At 71.3% G+C, this 16,833-nt stretch carries 11 protein-coding genes and 1 pseudogene; 10 read left to right on the top strand and 2 right to left on the bottom strand.

Translation table 11 applies throughout. The annotated features are described in order from the left end of the window. Positions 1–11: 11 nt before the first annotated feature. The 3 genes and pseudogenes from BT364_RS23355 to BT364_RS43205 form a co-directional block, all read left to right on the top strand. Positions 12–1,427, top strand: coding sequence for an NAD(P)/FAD-dependent oxidoreductase (locus tag BT364_RS23355; RefSeq protein WP_072487196.1), 1,416 nt, complete (start codon positions 12–14; stop codon positions 1,425–1,427). A gap of 149 nt (positions 1,428–1,576) precedes the next feature. Further along, a complete protein-coding gene (locus BT364_RS23350) occupies positions 1,577–2,038 on the top strand; it encodes a bifunctional DNA primase/polymerase (RefSeq protein WP_072487195.1) in 462 nt (153 codons plus the stop codon). Positions 2,039–2,293: 255 nt separating this feature from the next. Then, positions 2,294–2,473 (top strand): annotated as a pseudogene (locus BT364_RS43205) (hypothetical protein); the annotation flags it as partial. Here the strand turns inward: BT364_RS43205 and BT364_RS23340 are convergent. Together BT364_RS23340 and gabT are read right to left on the bottom strand one after the other, a co-directional pair. Next, positions 2,427–3,239: a phosphatase PAP2 family protein gene (locus BT364_RS23340; protein ID WP_072487194.1), complete on the bottom strand. Its 813-nt coding sequence runs from the start codon at positions 3,237–3,239 to the stop codon at positions 2,427–2,429. The pseudogene BT364_RS43205 and the gene BT364_RS23340 overlap by 47 nt on opposite strands. Before the next feature lie 148 nt (positions 3,240–3,387). Beyond that, on the bottom strand, positions 3,388–4,728 hold the full coding sequence (gene gabT / locus BT364_RS23335; RefSeq protein ID WP_072487193.1) for a 4-aminobutyrate--2-oxoglutarate transaminase: 1,341 nt from the start codon (positions 4,726–4,728) through the stop codon (positions 3,388–3,390). Between the two features lie 265 nt (positions 4,729–4,993). Here gabT and BT364_RS23330 point away from each other — a divergent pair, with 265 nt between their 5' ends. The 7 genes from BT364_RS23330 to ispG form a co-directional block, all read left to right on the top strand. Continuing rightward, the gene (locus tag BT364_RS23330) at positions 4,994–7,348 is read left to right on the top strand and encodes a type IV secretory system conjugative DNA transfer family protein (RefSeq protein WP_072487192.1); all 2,355 of its coding nucleotides are present in this window, start codon (positions 4,994–4,996) and stop codon (positions 7,346–7,348) included. Between the two features lie 124 nt (positions 7,349–7,472). Beyond that, the gene (locus tag BT364_RS23325) at positions 7,473–9,050 is read left to right on the top strand and encodes a PucR family transcriptional regulator (RefSeq protein ID WP_072487191.1); all 1,578 of its coding nucleotides are present in this window, start codon (positions 7,473–7,475) and stop codon (positions 9,048–9,050) included. Between the two features lie 151 nt (positions 9,051–9,201). Continuing rightward, positions 9,202–10,647 carry an aldehyde dehydrogenase family protein gene (locus BT364_RS23320; protein ID WP_072487190.1) on the top strand — a complete coding sequence of 482 codons (1,446 nt, stop codon included), beginning with the start codon at positions 9,202–9,204 and terminating at the stop codon, positions 10,645–10,647. A 305-nt stretch (positions 10,648–10,952) separates the two neighbouring features. Beyond that, positions 10,953–12,899: an acyl-CoA dehydrogenase family protein gene (locus BT364_RS23315; protein ID WP_072487189.1), complete on the top strand. Its 1,947-nt coding sequence runs from the start codon at positions 10,953–10,955 to the stop codon at positions 12,897–12,899. 153 nt (positions 12,900–13,052) lie between these two features. Next, entirely contained in the window at positions 13,053–14,315 is a 1,263-nt protein-coding gene (dxr, locus tag BT364_RS23310) for a 1-deoxy-D-xylulose-5-phosphate reductoisomerase (RefSeq protein WP_072487188.1), read from the top strand. Further along, positions 14,312–15,622: a M50 family metallopeptidase gene (locus BT364_RS23305; protein ID WP_072487187.1), complete on the top strand. Its 1,311-nt coding sequence runs from the start codon at positions 14,312–14,314 to the stop codon at positions 15,620–15,622. Before dxr ends, BT364_RS23305 begins: the two co-directional genes overlap by 4 nt. Positions 15,623–15,800: 178 nt before the next feature. Next, the coding region (gene ispG, locus BT364_RS23300; RefSeq protein WP_072487186.1) for a flavodoxin-dependent (E)-4-hydroxy-3-methylbut-2-enyl-diphosphate synthase at positions 15,801–16,833 on the top strand (1,033 nt) is incomplete at its 3' end.

Here is a 16,833-nt window from a genome sequence, read left to right as displayed (position 1 = left end):
AGTTGGAAACCATGGCCCCAGCTGCCATGCGTACTGCTGCACAATCACTCTCCGACGCGAGGCCCGTCTCGTTCTGGCTGGACGACCCGGGCAGGCCCGAGGCGCTGCCCGCGCTCACCGGCGACGAGCACTGCGATCTGCTCGTCGTCGGCGGCGGCTACAGCGGACTGTGGACCGCGCTGATCGCCAAGGAACGCGACCCGGAACGCGACGTCGTACTGATCGAGGGGCACGAGGTGGGCTGGGCCGCCTCGGGCCGCAACGGCGGATTCTGCGCCGCCTCCCTCACCCACGGCCTGCCCAACGGCCTGGAGCGCTGGCCGGAGGAGATCCACAAGCTGGAGGAGCTCGGGGAGCGCAACCTCGACGCCATCGAGGCCGCCGTCGCCCGCTATGCGATCGACTGCGAATTCGAGCGCACCGGCGAAATCGATGTCGCCACCGAACCGCACCAGCTCGAAGAGCTCCGGGAATGGCACCAGGAGACCGAGAAACTCGGTTTCACCGGAACGGAATTCCTGGACCGGGACGCAGTGCGCGCCGAAGTCGACTCGCCGACGTTCCTGGGCGGTCTCTGGGACCGCAGGGGCGTCGCCATGCTGCACCCCGCCAAGCTGGCCTGGGGTCTGAAGCGGGCCTGCCTCGGTCTCGGGGTACGGATCTACGAGCACACCCGGGGTCTCGAACTGGCCAGGTCCACCACGGGAATGGCGGTCCGCACCCCGTACGGAAGGGTCTTCGCACGCCGGGTCGCACTCGGTACGAACATCTTCCCGTCGCTGGTCAAGCGGGTGCGCCCGTACACCGTGCCGGTCTACGACTACGCGCTGATGACCGAGCCGCTCACCGCCGACCAGCTGGCCTCCATCGGCTGGAAGAACCGGCAGGGGCTGGGCGACAGCGCCAATCAGTTCCACTACTTCCGCCTGTCGGCCGACAACCGGATCCTGTGGGGCGGCTATGACGCGATCTATCCGTTCGGCGGGCGGATGAGCGCCGATCTCGATCAGCGTCCGGAGACCTTCCTCAAACTCGCGGGCCAGTTCTTCGACTGTTTCCCGCAGCTGGCGGGGGTCCGTTTCAGTCATGCCTGGGGCGGGGCGATCGACACCTGTTCACGCTTTTCCGCTTTCTTCGGCACGGCCCATCAGGGCCGGGTCGCCTATGCCTCCGGATTCACCGGTCTCGGCGTCGGCGCCACCCGTTTCGGGGCCGATGTGATGCTCGATCTGCTGGCGGGCGAACAGAACGAACGGACCGCGCTGGAAATGGTCCGCAGCAAGCCGATGCCGTTCCCGCCGGAGCCCTTCGCCTGGGCCGGGATCGAACTCACCAAGAGGTCCCTGGCCAGGGCGGACAGCAATGGCGGGCACCGCAATCTCTGGCTGCGGACGATGGACCGGCTGGGGCTGGGTTTCGACAGCTGAGTCCGAACGGGCCGGTCACCCTCGCGGTGACCGGCCTCTCCGTTCGGCAACTCGTTGCCCGAACCCGCGTAATCGATCGGCACCACCGCTCTCTCCCGTGTGAACACACCGGCAATGCCTGGCCGGTGCACACGGAATGGAGGCCGGTCATGGCTGGCGCGGGGGTCAAAGCAGCGGTCGAGTGGCTCGTATCGGTGGCGCCGGATCCGGACGCCTGCCGGTGGGAATGGGAGCGCAATCCCCGCGGGGTCGCGCTCCTGCCCGCCGGCCGGCGCTGGGACGTGCTGATTCTTCCGGGGGAGCTGGGCTATCCCACCCTCGACGTACTGACCCGCCTCATCGACAGGCCCGGTCCCGTTCTCTCCGACTTCGGCGACGCCCGCATGGGCTTCTTCGTGGCGCCGGGCACCGTCGCCCGCTGGGTCGGCACCGGCGTACGGGGAGTGGGCCAGGGAACCTGGATCGTCGTGCCCCACCCGGGCCGGGCGTCCAACGGCGGGGTGCGCTGGCTGATCCCGCCCGACGGTTCGGGAAACCTCACCGACGCGACCCTTCTGGAGCTCGCGATGCACGAGGCGGCGGCCGGGCGGGCCGAGAGCGGCAGGGACTGACGGCGGCCGGGCGGCTGGGTGGGGGAACGGTGTACGCCGCCGACCGGGCGGGCGGCCCGGGGCTGTCAGAGGTCTTGACAACCCGATTGGTCTGGACCATGTTGTGGCGGCCGCACTCAATTCCCCCATGCACGGAGGCCGTTGTGGAACGCACGGGACCCCCCGCCCGATCTACCGGAGTCATGGCCGCCTTCTCGGCGGCCCTGCTCGCCGCCGGCGGTCTGACCCCTCGCCCCGTCCGCCGCCGCTGCCGACACCTCGCCCGCCGAGGTCACCAAGGCGCTGAACTGCCTGACGAAGAAGACCGACTGCGGCTCCTACGCCACCCACGGGATCTGGCCCGCGCTGGGCGGGCTGATGACGTGGTCGATCAACTGGGACCGGTTCATCAACGGGGAGTTCCCGAAGAACTTCGACGCCTACTTCGGCGGCTGAGGCCCAGCGGCAGGAGCAGCATCCCGCACAGGAACCAGCTGCCCAGCACATCCAGCGGCCAGTGGTAGCCGCGCAGCACCAGACCGATGCCCGTCGCCGTGGTCAGCAGGACAGCGGCGACGGGCATCATCCACGACCACGGCCGCCGCAGGTGCGGCGCGACCAGCAGCGCCGCCGCCCCGTACGCCACCGCGGCGGTCGCGGCATGGCCGGACGGGAAGTAGCCGGTGGCGTCCGTCAGCGGACCCGGACGGGCGATCCAGGCCTTCAGCGGAACGACGAGTGCGGGCACCGCGCCCATGGTGAGCGCCGCGTACAGCGCCTCACGGCGCGCACCGCGCACCAGTGCAAGGACGATCGCGCAGCCCAGCACCGGGAGCGCGACCTGCATATTGCCCAGATCGGCGAGGAATTCGGTCAGCCGGGCGGGTCCGTCTCCCACGACCGCCCGGCCGATCCGCTCGTCGAACGCGCGCAAGGGGCCGTCGGCCGCGACCTGGCGGCCGGCGAGCGCGAACAGCGCCAGGAGGGGCAGAGAAAGGAAAAGGGCCGGCCGCCCGGGAACAGGGGGGGTGGTTCCGGGGCGGCCGGTCGGACCGGTTTGCCGCACGCCCCGGGGGGTCTGGGGCGAGCGGCCATCCGATCGGTGAGGAGTTCCGGAGCCGGAGGCTCCAGCGGTGTGCGCGAAGGCACGGCCAGGACGGCGCTGGGGAAGCTCCGGCCCGGCATCGCCCGCAGTCCCCTGCGGGCGGGGTGTTTCTCTCATCTGCAGAAACCGTACGGCAGCCGACGGGGGACCGACAGCGGGAGACAGATCCCGCCATCGGCCCCCCACACGTTCTTCACAGGCCCTCACGCGGGCCCCTCGTAACCCCTGCGGAAACGCGTTCCGGAGCCGCCGGGGTTCGCACGGGTCAGATCCGGCCGAAAGCCTGCTCGATGACGTCGAGCGCCTCGTTCAGCAGGTCCTCGCCGATCACCAGCGGCGGGAGGAAGCGCAGGACGTTGCCGTAGGTGCCGCAGGTGAGGACCAGCACGCCCTCCGCGTGGCAGGCCTTGGCGAGCTTCGCGGCGGCCTCCGGGTTCGGGTCCTTCGTGCCGGACTTCACCAGCTCGATCGCGATCATCGCGCCGCGACCGCGGATGTCACCGATGATGTCGCCGTTGTCGAGCTTCGACTGCATCTCGCCGAGGCGGCCCTTCATGACCTCCTCGATGCGCTTCGCCTTCCCGTTCAGGTCCAGCTCGCGCATCGTCTCGATGGCGCCGAGCGCACCCGCGCAGGCGACCGGGTTGCCGCCGTAGGTGCCGCCGAGGCCGCCGGAGTGTGCGGAGTCCATGATCTCGGCGCGGCCGGTCACGGCGGAGAGCGGCAGGCCGCCCGCGATGCCCTTGGCGGTGGTGATCAGGTCCGGGACGATGCCCTCGTCCTCGCAGGCGAACCACTGGCCGGTGCGGCAGAAGCCGGACTGGATCTCGTCGGCGACGAAGACGATGCCGTTGTCCTTGGCGAACTGGGCGATCGCCGGGAGGAAGCCCTTGGCCGGCTCGATGAAGCCGCCCTCGCCGAGCACCGGCTCGATGATGATCGCGGCGACGTTCTCCGCGCCGATCTGCTTGTTGATCTGGTCGATGGCCTGCGCGGACGCCTCGGCACCGGCGTTCTCGGCACCGGTCGGCCAGCGGTAGCCGTACGCCACCGGCACCCGGTAGACCTCGGGCGCGAACGGGCCGAAGCCCTGCTTGTACGGCATGTTCTTGGCGGTCAGCGCCATCGTGAGGTTGGTGCGGCCGTGGTAGCCGTGGTCGAAGACGACGACCGCGGTGCGCTTGGTGTGGATGCGGGCGATCTTCACCGCGTTCTCGACGGCCTCGGCGCCCGAGTTGAACAGCGCGGACTTCTTCGGGTGGTCGCCCGGCGTCAGCTCGGCGAGCTGCTCACAGACCTCGACGTACCCCTCGTACGGCGTGACCATGAAACAGGTGTGGGTGAAGTCGGCGAGCTGCGCGGAGGCGCGGCGCACGACGGCCTCGGCGGAGGCGCCGACCGACGTCACGGCGATACCGGAGCCGAGGTCGATCAGACGGTTGCCGTCCACGTCCTCGATGATCCCGCCACCGGCGCGGGCGGTGAACACCGGCAGGGTGGAGCCCACACCTGCGGCCACCGTCTCCAGACGGCGGGCCTGCAGCTCCACCGACTTCGGGCCGGGAATGGCAGTGACGACGCGGCGCTCCTGCGGGATTGCGGTCATGAGGGGCTCCTGGGGGGATGTTTCGGACGCTTCTTCGTGCAGGCTATGGGCGGGGCCCGGGGTACGGCATGTTCCGTTCGGGAGTGGTGCCCGCGCGCCGTTGTCCGTCACGGACATAGCGAGAGGGTGCGCGGCCCCGGGGGACGGGCGAAGACATCCCGCCGGACCGCGTCCGACGGGGTGACACGGGGCACTAGATTGATGGCTTCGGGCGCCCGCGCCCGGAGTTACCGGTCGGCGCTGGTCAGGGGACGAGGGACAGCAGATGGACACCGAGGGCACGTACGGCTCGCGCGACACCCGCTCCGGTAGCCCGGTGCCGCGCCCGGCGGGCCCGCCCCCACCCGAACTGCCGCCGAGGCCGGGATACGCCCCCGCCGCCGGCCCTCCGCTGGGGGTCTGGCTGCGCACTCCGCGCGCTGCGGCCGAGCCCGGCCTGTGGCGGTTCGGTCACAGGCCCCGGCCCGAGTCCGACCCCGACCGGGTGCCCGACCGGGCGCTGATCGGCGGTGCGGTGGTGGCGCTGCTCGCCGCCATGCTGGTGTGGTCGCTGTGGCGCAACGGATATGTGCCGCACAGCCGGATCCTCCTCGAAGTGGTCACACCGTCCGACTGGTGGGGGCTCGAACGCCCCGCGGCGGCCCTCACCGCCCTCGCCGTCTACAACAGCCTGGTCGCCGCCCTGGTGATCTGGGGCTTCGGGCGGCTGGGCAACTGGCGCGAGGTGTTCCACCGGTACGCCGTCTACCACCCCCAGCCGCGCCGGACGCTGGGTACCGCGCTGGTCGGGGCCGTCCTGGTCTGGTGTTTCGTCAACGCCGACGAGCTGCTGCCCTTCGACGACCTGGCGCTGGGCCTGACCCCGTACTCCTGGCTGTACGGCGGCACGGCCGAGGAGACCCTGGGGCGCGTGGAGACCTTCAAGACGGTGTACCACCTGGTGGGCGCGGCCGCGATCCTCCTGCCGATCGCGCGGGCCGGCGGCTGGCTCACCCTCGTACGGGAGCTGCGCGGCCGTGCGAAGCCCGGGCCGGAACCGGAGAAGGCACCCGGTGAGAGCCCCGCCGACTGGCCGCAGCTGCGTGCCGCGGGCCGGCACACGGCCGCCGACCGGCTGGTGGCGGACGAGCGGGCCGGGCGGATGAACGATGTCGACTGCGTACGGATCCGGCGTGCCTGGCTCTCCGTGGAGGCGGACCCCGCGCGGATCGGCCCGTTCACCGACGCCGTGCTCGGCCAGGGCGCGGGGGCCTGTCCGCACCCTTCGGGCGACCGGGACCTGCCGGCCCGTGCCGCCACCCACGACCTGCTCACCTCGCAGGTGCGGCTCGGCCGGTACACGGACTCCGAGCGCAACCCGGCGGCCCGGCGGGGTGCGGGGGCCGCCGTCGACCCGGCGTCCCTGGGCTCCTCGCTGCTGGCCGTCGGGCCCTTCGGATCGGGCAAGACCCGGCACCTGGTGCGGCCCGTCGTGGAGTCGCTCGCCCTCCAGGCCCTCGCCGGGAAGGCCGTCGTCGTGGCCGTCTGCGCGACGGGCACCCCACTCGGGCCCGACGAGGGCTACGACGTGGTGATCAGGCCGGGCGACCCTTCCTGCGCCCACGACCTCGACCTGTACAGCGGGACCGACGACGCCGACGAGGCCGCCGCCCTGCTCGCCGAGGCGATCGCGGGCGACCTGTCCGACATCGACGCGCGGCGGGCCACCACCGCCCTCGCCCAGCTGCTCGGCCCGTACCGGGCGGTCCACGACCGCTTCCCGTCCGTCCCGGTGCTGCGCGAGCTGCTCGACGGCTCTCCCGGCGCCCTCGCCGAGCTCCGCGCGCAGCTCGACAGCGAGGTGCACCGCTCCTACCTCCGTGAACTCGACACCCGGGCACGGCAGGCGGGCACCCCCGGCGACCCGGCAGTCCGGCTCGCCGACCGGCTCGCCGCCCTGGACCGGCCCGCCTTCGCGGGCTTCTTCGACACCACCGGCACGACCCGGCCCTTCTCGGTACGCACCCTCGAACACCCGCTGCGGGTCCGCATCGACCTGCCGGAACGCGCCCACCCCGAGGCCGCCCGCCTGATCGCCCGGCTGGTGCTCGCCCAGTTCACCGCCGGGGTGGTTGCCCGCACGGACCGCTCGCTGTTCGCCTTCCTCGCCCTGGACGACGCCACGCACACCGTCACCGCCGAGTCCGTACGGGCCGTGCAGCGGCTGCGGAACTGCAACGCCGGAGTCCTGCTCACCCTGCGCGGGCTGGACGACGTGCCGGAGAGCCTGCACACGGCCCTGCTCGGCTCGGTCGGCTGCCACATGACCTTCTCCGGCGTCACGACCTGGGACGGGCGGCTCTTCGCGCAGGCGTGGGGCACCGAATGGGTGGAGACCACCGAGGTCGCCAAGCACACGGTCTTCGCCGACCAGCCGCTCACCCGGGCCGTCCACGCCCTGCGCAAGCTCGTCACCGGCAAGGCGGTCACCACGGACGCGGTGACCGTGCGCCAGGTCGAGCGGGAGCGCTGGTCGGCCTCCGAGCTGGCCCACCGGGTGCCCGCCGGACACGCGGTACTGTCCCTGACGACCGTGCGGGGCGAGCACGCGCCGCCGCTGCTGGTGGATCTGAACGGCTGAGCAGCGCGGGATGCGGCCCGGGTCTTCGGGCGTGGTCATGCCGGACCCTGCCAGCCTGGCAGAATTGGCAGCAGTCGTTCATACGGGACGGCGAAAACCGACTCCCCGAGGTCCCGCGGTCCCCATGCCCCTCACTCTCGCCTCGCTCGTCCAGCGTTCGGCGCTCAAACTCACCGTGCGCGCGGGGGCGGACCGGCTCGACGCGCCCGTGCGCTGGGCGCACGCCAGCGAGCTGACCGACCCCGTGCCGTACATGGAGGGCGGCGAGTTCCTGCTCGTCACCGCCACCAACCTCGACGCCGAGAACCCCGAGGCGATGCGGCGGTATGTGCGGCGGCTGGCCGGGGCCGGAGTCGTCGGCCTGGGCTTCGCCGTCGGCGTCAACTACGACGAGGTGCCGAAGGCGCTGGTCGACGCGGCCGAGGAAGCGGGGCTGCCGCTCCTCGAAGTACCGCGCCGCACCCCGTTCATCGCCATCGCCAAGGCGGTGTCCTCCGCGATCGCCGGGGACCAGTACCGGGCCGTGACGGCCGGGTTCGAGGTCCAGCGGGAACTGACCAGGGCCGCGCTCTCGGGCGACGGCCCCGGCGAACTCCTCACCCGCCTCGCCGTCCACCTCGACGGCTGGGCCGCGCTGTACGACGCGGCCGGCCAGGTCGTCGCCGCGGCCCCCGAATGGGCCGCCCGCCGCGCAGCCCGCCTCACCCCCGACGTGGAACGGCTGCGGGACCGCCAGGCCCCGGCCAGCATCGTGGTCGGCGACACCGACGACCGGGTCGAGCTCCAGTCCCTGGGCACCGGCCGCCAAGTCAGGGGAGCGCTGGCCGTCGGCACCGGCGCGGCACTCGGCACCGCCGAGCGGTACGCCGTGCACTCCGCCGTCGCCCTGCTCACCCTGACCACCGCACGCTCCCGGTCCCTCCAGGGCGCCGAGCAGCGCCTCGGCGCGGCGGTGCTGCGCATGCTGCTCGCCGGCCAGCCGGACCACGCCAGGGCCGTCGCCGGCGACCTGTACGGAGGGCTGCTCGACGCCCCGTTCCGGCTGCTCATCGCGGAGGCGTCCGACCCCGCCACCGCCGCGCCGCTCGGCGAGGCGATGGAGGCGGCGGCCCTGCGGACCGGCGAGACCCTGCTGACCGTCCCCGAGGGCGACCGGCTCGTCGTCCTCGCCGCGGACGGCGGAGCGGCGGTCGCGGCCTGCACGGCGTACGCGGAGGCCCAGGAGGCACGGACGCCCGCCGAAGGGGCGAAGGCGGAGGAGGGCCAGGTGGTCGTGGGCCTCTCCGCACCGGCGGGCCCGATCGCCGTCTCCGCCGCGTACAAGCAGGCCGAACAGGCCCTTTCGGTGGCCCGCCGCCGGGGCAGGGCGCTGGTCGAGCACGAGGAGCTGGCGGCCGGTTCGGTGCTCCCGCTGCTCGCGGACGACGCGGTACGGGCCTTCGCCGACGGGATGCTCCGCGCCCTGCGCGAGCACGACGCCAAGGGCCGCGGCGACCTGGTGGCCTCGCTGCGGGCCTGGCTCGCCCACCACGGCCAGTGGGACGCCGCCGCGGCGGACCTGGGCGTGCACCGCCACACCCTGCGCTACCGGATGCGCCGGGTGGAGGAGATCCTGGGCCGCTCGCTGGACGATCCGGACGTCCGGATGGAGCTGTGGCTGGCGCTGAAGGCGACGAGCACCCCGCCGGTGCCGGAGGCGTAGCCACCCGGCCGGAGCCGGGTGTTCCGTCCGCATCCGACAAAGCGGCGCGTCCCCGGCGCGCACTGCTCCACCCCGGACAAACGCCAGGACGGCCTCGCGGCCCTACGGTGGGGGCAAGACACCCCCACCGCTCCGAAGGGCCGGAACCTCCATGACTTCCACCCACGCCTTCTGGCTCGCCGGCCGCCAGGCCACCGGCGAGGACAGCTTCGACGTCACCAACCCCTGGGACGGCCGTCTCGTCGGCACCGTCAGCGTGCCGACCGACGCCCAGATCGAGGAGGCCGTCGCGGCCGCGCACGCCGTGCGTGAGGAGTTCGCCGCGACTCCGGCGCACGTCCGGGCCGCCGCACTCGACCACGTCGTACGGCGTCTGGTGGAGCGCACCGAGGAGATCGCCCAGCTGATCTCGGCCGAGAACGGCAAGCCCATCAAGTGGGCCCGCGGCGAGGTCGGCCGCGCCGTCTCGGTGTTCCGGTTCGCCGCGGAGGAGGCCCGCCGCTTCAACGGCGGCGACGCCCAGCGCCTGGACACCGACGCCGGCGGCACCGGCCGTCTCGGCCTGACCCGCCGCTTCCCGCGCGGCGCGGTCCTCGGCATCGCCCCGTTCAACTTCCCGCTGAACCTGAGCGCCCACAAGGTGGCCCCGGCGATCGCCGTCGGTGCCCCGATCATCCTGAAGCCCGCCCCGGCCACCCCGATCTCCTCGCTGATCCTGGGCGAGCTGCTGGCCGAGACCGACCTGCCGGCCGGTTCCTGGTCCGTGCTGACGGTCCCCAACGACCGGATGCCCGCCCTGGTCCAGGACGAGCGCCTGCCCGTGATCTCCTTCACCGGTTCCGGCCCCGTCGGCTACTCGATCATGGAGTCGGTGCCGCGCAAGCACTGCACCCTGGAGCTCGGCGGCAACGGTGCCGCGGTCGTCCTCGGCGACTACGCCTCCGAGAAGGACCTGGACTGGGCCGCGACCCGTATCGCGACCTTCTCCAACTACCAGGGCGGCCAGTCCTGCATCTCCGTGCAGCGCGTCATCGCGGACGCCTCGGTCTACGACCGGCTCGTCCCGAAGATCGTCGCCGCCGTCGAGGCCCAGGTCACCGGCGACCCGTCGGACGCCACCACCGACGTCGGCCCGCTGGTCAACGAGGACGCCGCCAAGCGCGTCGAGTCCTGGGTCGACGAGGCCGTGCAGGCCGGCGCCCAGCTGCTCACCGGCGGCAAGCGGGACGGTGCCACCTACGCCCCGACCGTGCTCGCGGAGCTCCCGGACAACGTCACCCTCTCCTGCGAGGAGGTCTTCGGACCGGTGCTGTCCGTGCAGAAGGTGGACGGCGAGGCCGAGGCGTTCGCGGCCGTCAACTCCTCCAAGTACGGCCTGCAGGCAGGCGTGTTCACGCACGACCTGCAGACGGCCTTCCGCGCCCACCGCGCACTCGAGGTCGGCGGCGTGATCATCGGCGACGTCCCCTCCTACCGCGCGGACCAGATGCCGTACGGCGGCGCCAAGCAGTCCGGTGTCGGCCGCGAGGGAGTCCGCTACGCCATGGACGACTACACCTACGAGCGCGTGCTGGTCCTCACCGGCCTCGCCCTGTAGTCCGCGAACAGGATCGAACCGATCCATCGACGTCGCCTGTGTTCCGCCTGGACAGCACGACAGCAGGTGACAGCGAGACGGCCGGAGCCCACTGTGCGGGGGCTCCGGCCGTCTCCGCGTTCCCGCCGAGTCCGCCACCGCAGGCGGGTCAGTGGAGTGGCTCGCGACCCGATCGGCGTCCGGGGGATGGTGGGCGTGTCGGGATTCGGGTACATACGGACGAGTAGAGCCGGTTGGTACCGGTGGGCGCTCCCCACGCGGACCGGCCGCGTCCACCCACTCACACGCGGCGAGGTGAGCTCCTCATGTCCGCACCATCCGCACCGAAGAACACGCCCAGGGTCACCGAGCGTGAAGCGCGCCAAGTGGCCGAGGCCGCACGCGAACAGGACTGGCACAAGCCGAGCTTCGCCAAGGAACTCTTCCTCGGGCGCTTCCGGCTCGACCTGATCCATCCGCATCCGCTGCCGCCCGCGGACGACGTCCGGCGCGGCGAGGCCTTCCTCGCCCGGCTGCGCCGGTTCTGCGAGACGAGGATCGACGGCGCCCTGATCGAGCGTGAGGCGAGAATCCCCGACGAGGTGATCAGCGGTCTCAAGGAGCTCGGCGCGCTCGGGATGAAGATCGACCCCAAGTACGGCGGCCTCGGCCTGACCCAGGTCTACTACAACAAGGCCCTCGCCCTGGTCGGCTCCGTGAGCCCGGCCATCGGCGCGCTGCTCTCCGCCCACCAGTCCATCGGCGTGCCGCAGCCGCTGAAGCTCTTCGGCAGTCAGGAGCAGAAGGAAACCTTCCTGCCCCGGCTGGCCCGTACCGACATCTCGGCGTTCCTCCTCACCGAACCGGACGTCGGCTCCGACCCGGCCCGGCTCGCCACCTCGGCCGTCCCGGACGGGCCCGACTACGTCCTCGACGGGGTGAAGCTCTGGACGACCAACGGCGTCGTCGCCGATCTGCTCGTCGTGATGGCCCGGGTACCGAAGTCGGAAGGCCACAAGGGCGGTATCACCGCCTTCGTCGTCGAGGCGGACTCCCCGGGCATCACCGTCGAGAACCGCAACGCCTTCATGGGCCTGCGCGGCCTGGAGAACGGCGTCACCCGCTTCCACCGGGTCCGGGTCCCGGCCGCGAACCGCATCGGCCCCGAGGGCGCCGGGCTCAAGATCGCCCTCACCACACTCAACACCGGACGGCTCTCGCTGCCCGCCATGTGCGTCGGCGCCGGGAAGTGGTGCCTGAAGATCGCACGAGAATGGTCCGCGGTACGTGAACAGTGGGGCAGGCCGGTCGCCCGGCACGAGGCCGTCGGCGCCAAGATCTCCTTCATCGCCGCGACCACCTTCGCACTCGAAGCGGTGGTCGACCTCTCCTCGCAGATGGCGGACGAGAACCGCAACGACATCCGCATCGAGGCCGCCCTCGCCAAACTGTACGGCTCCGAGATGGGCTGCCTGATGGCCGACGAACTCGTCCAGATCCGGGGCGGACGCGGCTTCGAGACCGCCGAGTCGCTCGCCGCCCGCGGCGAGCGGGCCGTCCCCGCCGAACAGCTCCTGCGCGACCTGCGGATCAACCGGATCTTCGAGGGCTCGACCGAGATCATGCATCTGCTGATCGCCCGCGAGGCCGTCGACGCCCATCTGAAGGTCGCCGGGGACATCATCGACCCCGACAAACCCCTCTCCGCCAAGGCGAAGGCGGGCGCGAACGCCGCCGGCTTCTACGCCCGCTGGCTGCCCAGGCTCGTCGCGGGACCGGGACAACTCCCGCTTACGTACGGGGAGTTCAACCCGTCCGGCCACCCCGACCTGTCCGCCCATCTGCGTTACGTCGAGCGCGCCTCCCGCAAGCTCGCACGCTCCACCTTCTACGCCATGTCGCGCTGGCAGGGCCGGATGGAGACCAAGCAGGGCTTCCTCGGACGGATCGTCGACATCGGCGCGGAACTCTTCGCGATGAGCGCCGCCTGCGTACGCGCCGAACTGCTGCGCTCCTCCGGCGACCACGGACGCGAGGCCTACCGGCTCGCCGACGTGTTCTGCCACCAGTCCCGCGTCCGGGTCGAGGAGCTCTTCACCCGCCTGTGGTCCAACACCGACGACCTGGACCGGCGCCTGGTCGACGGCGTCCTGTCCGGTGCGTACACCTGGCTGGAGGAGGGCGTCATCGACCCGAGCGGCGAAGGGCCGTGGATCGCCGACGCGACCCCGGGGCCGTCCGCCCGGGAGAACGTCCGCCGGACCGTGCGCTGAACCACCGGCCGGGCGGGGTGCGTCCACTCACCGGACGCGCCCCGCCCGGCCGCGCGCGGTACGGCACCGGACCCGCGCCGCCACCGGCCCGAGCGTCCCGTCCGCTCCGGCGTACGGGACGCACTGTCCACGCCCACAGGAGATGCGGCAACAATGGGGGGCATGAGCGACAGCCCTGCCCCCCTCGCCGACCCGCACCTCGTCTTCGATGCAGCGGAAGGCCGCCGGGATCTCGTCATCCTCGGCTCCACCGGATCCATCGGCACCCAGGCCATCGACCTGGTGCTGCGCAACCCCGACCGCTTCCGCGTCACCGCGCTCTCCGCCGCCGGCGGACGGGTCGGCCTCCTCGCCGAGCAGGCGCGCCGGCTGCGGGTGCGCACCGTGGCCGTCGCCGCACCGGACGCCGTACCGGCCCTGCGCGAGGCGCTGCGCGAGCAGTACGGGGCGGGGGAGCCGCTCCCCGAGATCCTGGCAGGGCCCGACGCCGCCGCACAACTGGCGGCGAGCGACTGCCACACCGTGCTCAACGGAATCACCGGCTCGATCGGACTCGCCCCCACGCTCGCCGCGCTGGAGGCGGGCCGCACGCTCGCCCTCGCCAACAAGGAGTCGCTGATCGTCGGCGGACCGCTGGTCAAGGCGCTGGCGAAGCCCGGCCAGATCATTCCGGTCGACTCCGAACACGCCGCGCTCTTCCAGGCGCTGGGCGCCGGCACCCGCGCCGACGTACGCAAGCTCGTCGTCACCGCCTCCGGCGGCCCCTTCCGGGGACGGACGAAGAGCGAGCTGGCGGATGTCACACGCGAGCAGGCCCTCGCCCACCCGACCTGGGCCATGGGGCCGGTCATCACGATCAACTCCGCCACCCTGGTCAACAAGGGACTGGAGGTCATCGAGGCGCATCTCCTCTACGACATCCCGTTCGACCGGATCGAGGTCGTGGTCCACCCCCAGTCGTACGTTCACTCCATGGTGGAGTTCACCGACGGCTCCACCCTCGCCCAGGCCACGCCCCCGGACATGAGGGGCCCGATCGCCATCGGCCTCGGCTGGCCCGCCCGCATCCCGGACGCCGCACCCGCCTTCGACTGGTCGAAGGCGTCCAGCTGGGAGTTCTTCCCCCTCGACAACGAGGCCTTCCCGTCCGTCGGACTGGCCAGGCACGTCGGCACGCTCGGCGCCACCGCACCGGCCGTCTTCAACGCCGCCAACGAGGAATGCGTCGACGCATTCCTCGCCGGACGGCTGCCGTTCAACGGAATCATGGATACGGTCACCGCGGTGGTGACCGAACACGGCACCCCCGCCACGGGAACTTCGCTCACGGTCGCAGACGTCCTGGAAGCGGAGACCTGGGCACGCGCCCGGGCCCGTGAACTCTCGGCGAAAGCGACAGCGGAGGCGCGCGCATGAGTATTACGACGGTCCTGTTGACGATTCTGGGCATCGTCGTCTTCGCCATCGGTCTGCTGTTCTCGATCGCCTGGCACGAGCTCGGGCACCTGTCGACGGCCAAGCTCTTCGGCATCCGCGTCCCCCAGTACATGGTCGGATTCGGGCCGACGGTCTGGTCGCGGAAGAAGGGCGACACCGAGTACGGGATCAAGGCCATCCCGGCCGGCGGCTACATCCGCATGATCGGCATGTTCCCGCCGGGAGAGGACGGACGCCTGGAGGCGCGGTCCACCTCCCCGTGGCGCGGCATGATCGAGGACGCCAGGTCCGCCGCCTTCGAAGAGCTCGAACCAGGTGACGAGAAGCGCCTCTTCTACACGCGCAAGCCCTGGAAGCGCGTCATCGTGATGTTCGCCGGACCGTTCATGAACCTGGTCCTCGCCGTCGCGATCTTCCTTGGTGTGGCGATGACCTTCGGCTTCCAGACCCAGACCACCGAGGTGGCGGGCGTCCAGAAGTGCGTGATCGAGCAGAGCGAGAACCGCGACACCTGCAAGAAGTCCGACCCGGTCTCGCCCGCCAAGGAGGCGGGGCTCAAGAAGGGCGACCGGATCGTGGCCTTCGACGGCCAGAAGGTCGACGACTGGGCCACGCTCTCCGACAAGATCCGCGACACCATCGGACCCGCCACCATCACGGTCCGGCGCGACGGCCAGGAGAAGACCCTCCACGCCGTGCTCCAGAAGAACCTGGTGGCGAAGAAGGACTCCAAGGGTGAGGTGGTCCCTGGCGATTTCGTGAAGGCCGGCTACCTCGGCTTCGCCGCCCAGACCGAGATCGTCCCGCTCTCCTTCGGTGACTCGGTCGTCCGCATGGGAGACATGATCGAGAACGGAGTCGACTCGATCATCGCCCTCCCGTCCAAGATCCCGGGCCTGTGGGACGCCGCCTTCGGCGACGGCGAGCGGGCGGCCGACTCCCCGGTCGGCGTGGTCGGCGCGGCCAGGATCGGCGGCGAGGTGATGACACTCGATGTCCCGGCGACGAACCAGATCGCGATGATGCTGTTCCTGCTGGCCGGCTTCAACCTGTCGCTGTTCCTCTTCAACATGCTCCCGCTGCTGCCGCTCGACGGCGGGCACATCGCCGGAGCGCTCTGGGAGGCGCTGCGCCGCAATCTGGCACGGGTCTTCCGGCGCCCCGACCCGGGCCCCTTCGACGTGGCCAAGCTGATGCCGGTCGCCTATGTCGTCGCCGGTGTCTTCATCTGCTTCACGCTGCTGGTGCTGGTCGCCGACATCGTGAATCCGGTCAAGATCTCCTGACCCGACGGCCACCCGTGCACCACGAGTGACGGCCCGGCACACAGTGTGTGCCGGGCCGTCGCATTTCTGTGGCGCTCCCGGATGCGGTGTGCTCGGGGCCGCCGCCGGTGCCGTAACCTCGAAGGCCGGAGCCCGCCGATCTCGGGACCTTGATCCACACCTTGGGGATGCTCAGCGCATGACTGCGATTTCTCTCGGAATTCCGTCCGTTCCGACCAAGCTCGCCGACCGGAGGGTCAGCCGCAAGATCCAGGTCGGGTCGGTTGCGGTGGGCGGGGATGCGCCGGTGTCGGTGCAGTCGATGACGACGACGCGTACGTCGGACGTGGGTGCGACGTTGCAGCAGATCGCGGAGCTGACGGCGTCGGGCTGTCAGATCGTGCGGGTGGCGTGTCCGACGCAGGACGATGCGGACGCGTTGGCGGTGATCGCGAGGAAGTCGCAGATCCCGGTGATCGCGGATATTCATTTCCAGCCGAAGTATGTGTTCGCGGCGATCGATGCGGGCTGTGCGGCGGTGCGGGTGAATCCGGGGAACATCAAGCAGTTCGACGACAAGGTGAAGGAGATCGCGCGGGCGGCGAACGACGCGGGTACGCCGATCCGGATCGGTGTGAACGCGGGTTCGCTGGATGCGCGTTTGCTGGCGAAGTACGGGAAGGCGACGCCCGAGGCGTTGGTGGAGTCGGCGTTGTGGGAGGCGTCGCTCTTCGAGGAGCACGGTTTCCGGGACATCAAGATCTCGGTGAAGCACAACGATCCGGTGGTGATGGTGAATGCGTACCGTCAGCTGGCGGCTCGTTGTGACTATCCGTTGCATCTGGGGGTGACGGAGGCGGGTCCGGCGTTCCAGGGGACGATCAAGTCGGCGGTGGCGTTCGGTGCGTTGCTGTCGGAGGGGATCGGGGACACGATCCGGGTGTCGTTGTCGGCGCCGCCGGCCGAGGAGGTCAAGGTCGGGATCCAGATCCTGGAGTCGCTGAATCTGCGTCAGCGGCGGCTGGAGATCGTGTCGTGTCCGTCGTGCGGGCGGGCGCAGGTGGATGTGTACAAGCTGGCGGACCAGGTGTCGGCGGGTCTTGAGGGCATGGAGGTTCCGCTGCGGGTGGCCGTGATGGGCTGTGTCGTCAATGGTCCGGGCGAGGCCCGTGAGGCGGACCTGGGTGTGGCGTCCGGCAACGGCAAGGGGCAGATCTTCGTGAAGGGCGAGG

The sequence above is a fragment of the Streptomyces atratus genome, assembly GCF_900119365.1.
Lineage (GTDB): Bacteria > Actinomycetota > Actinomycetes > Streptomycetales > Streptomycetaceae > Streptomyces > Streptomyces atratus_B.
This window is presented reverse-complemented; position numbering and strand designations above follow the sequence as displayed.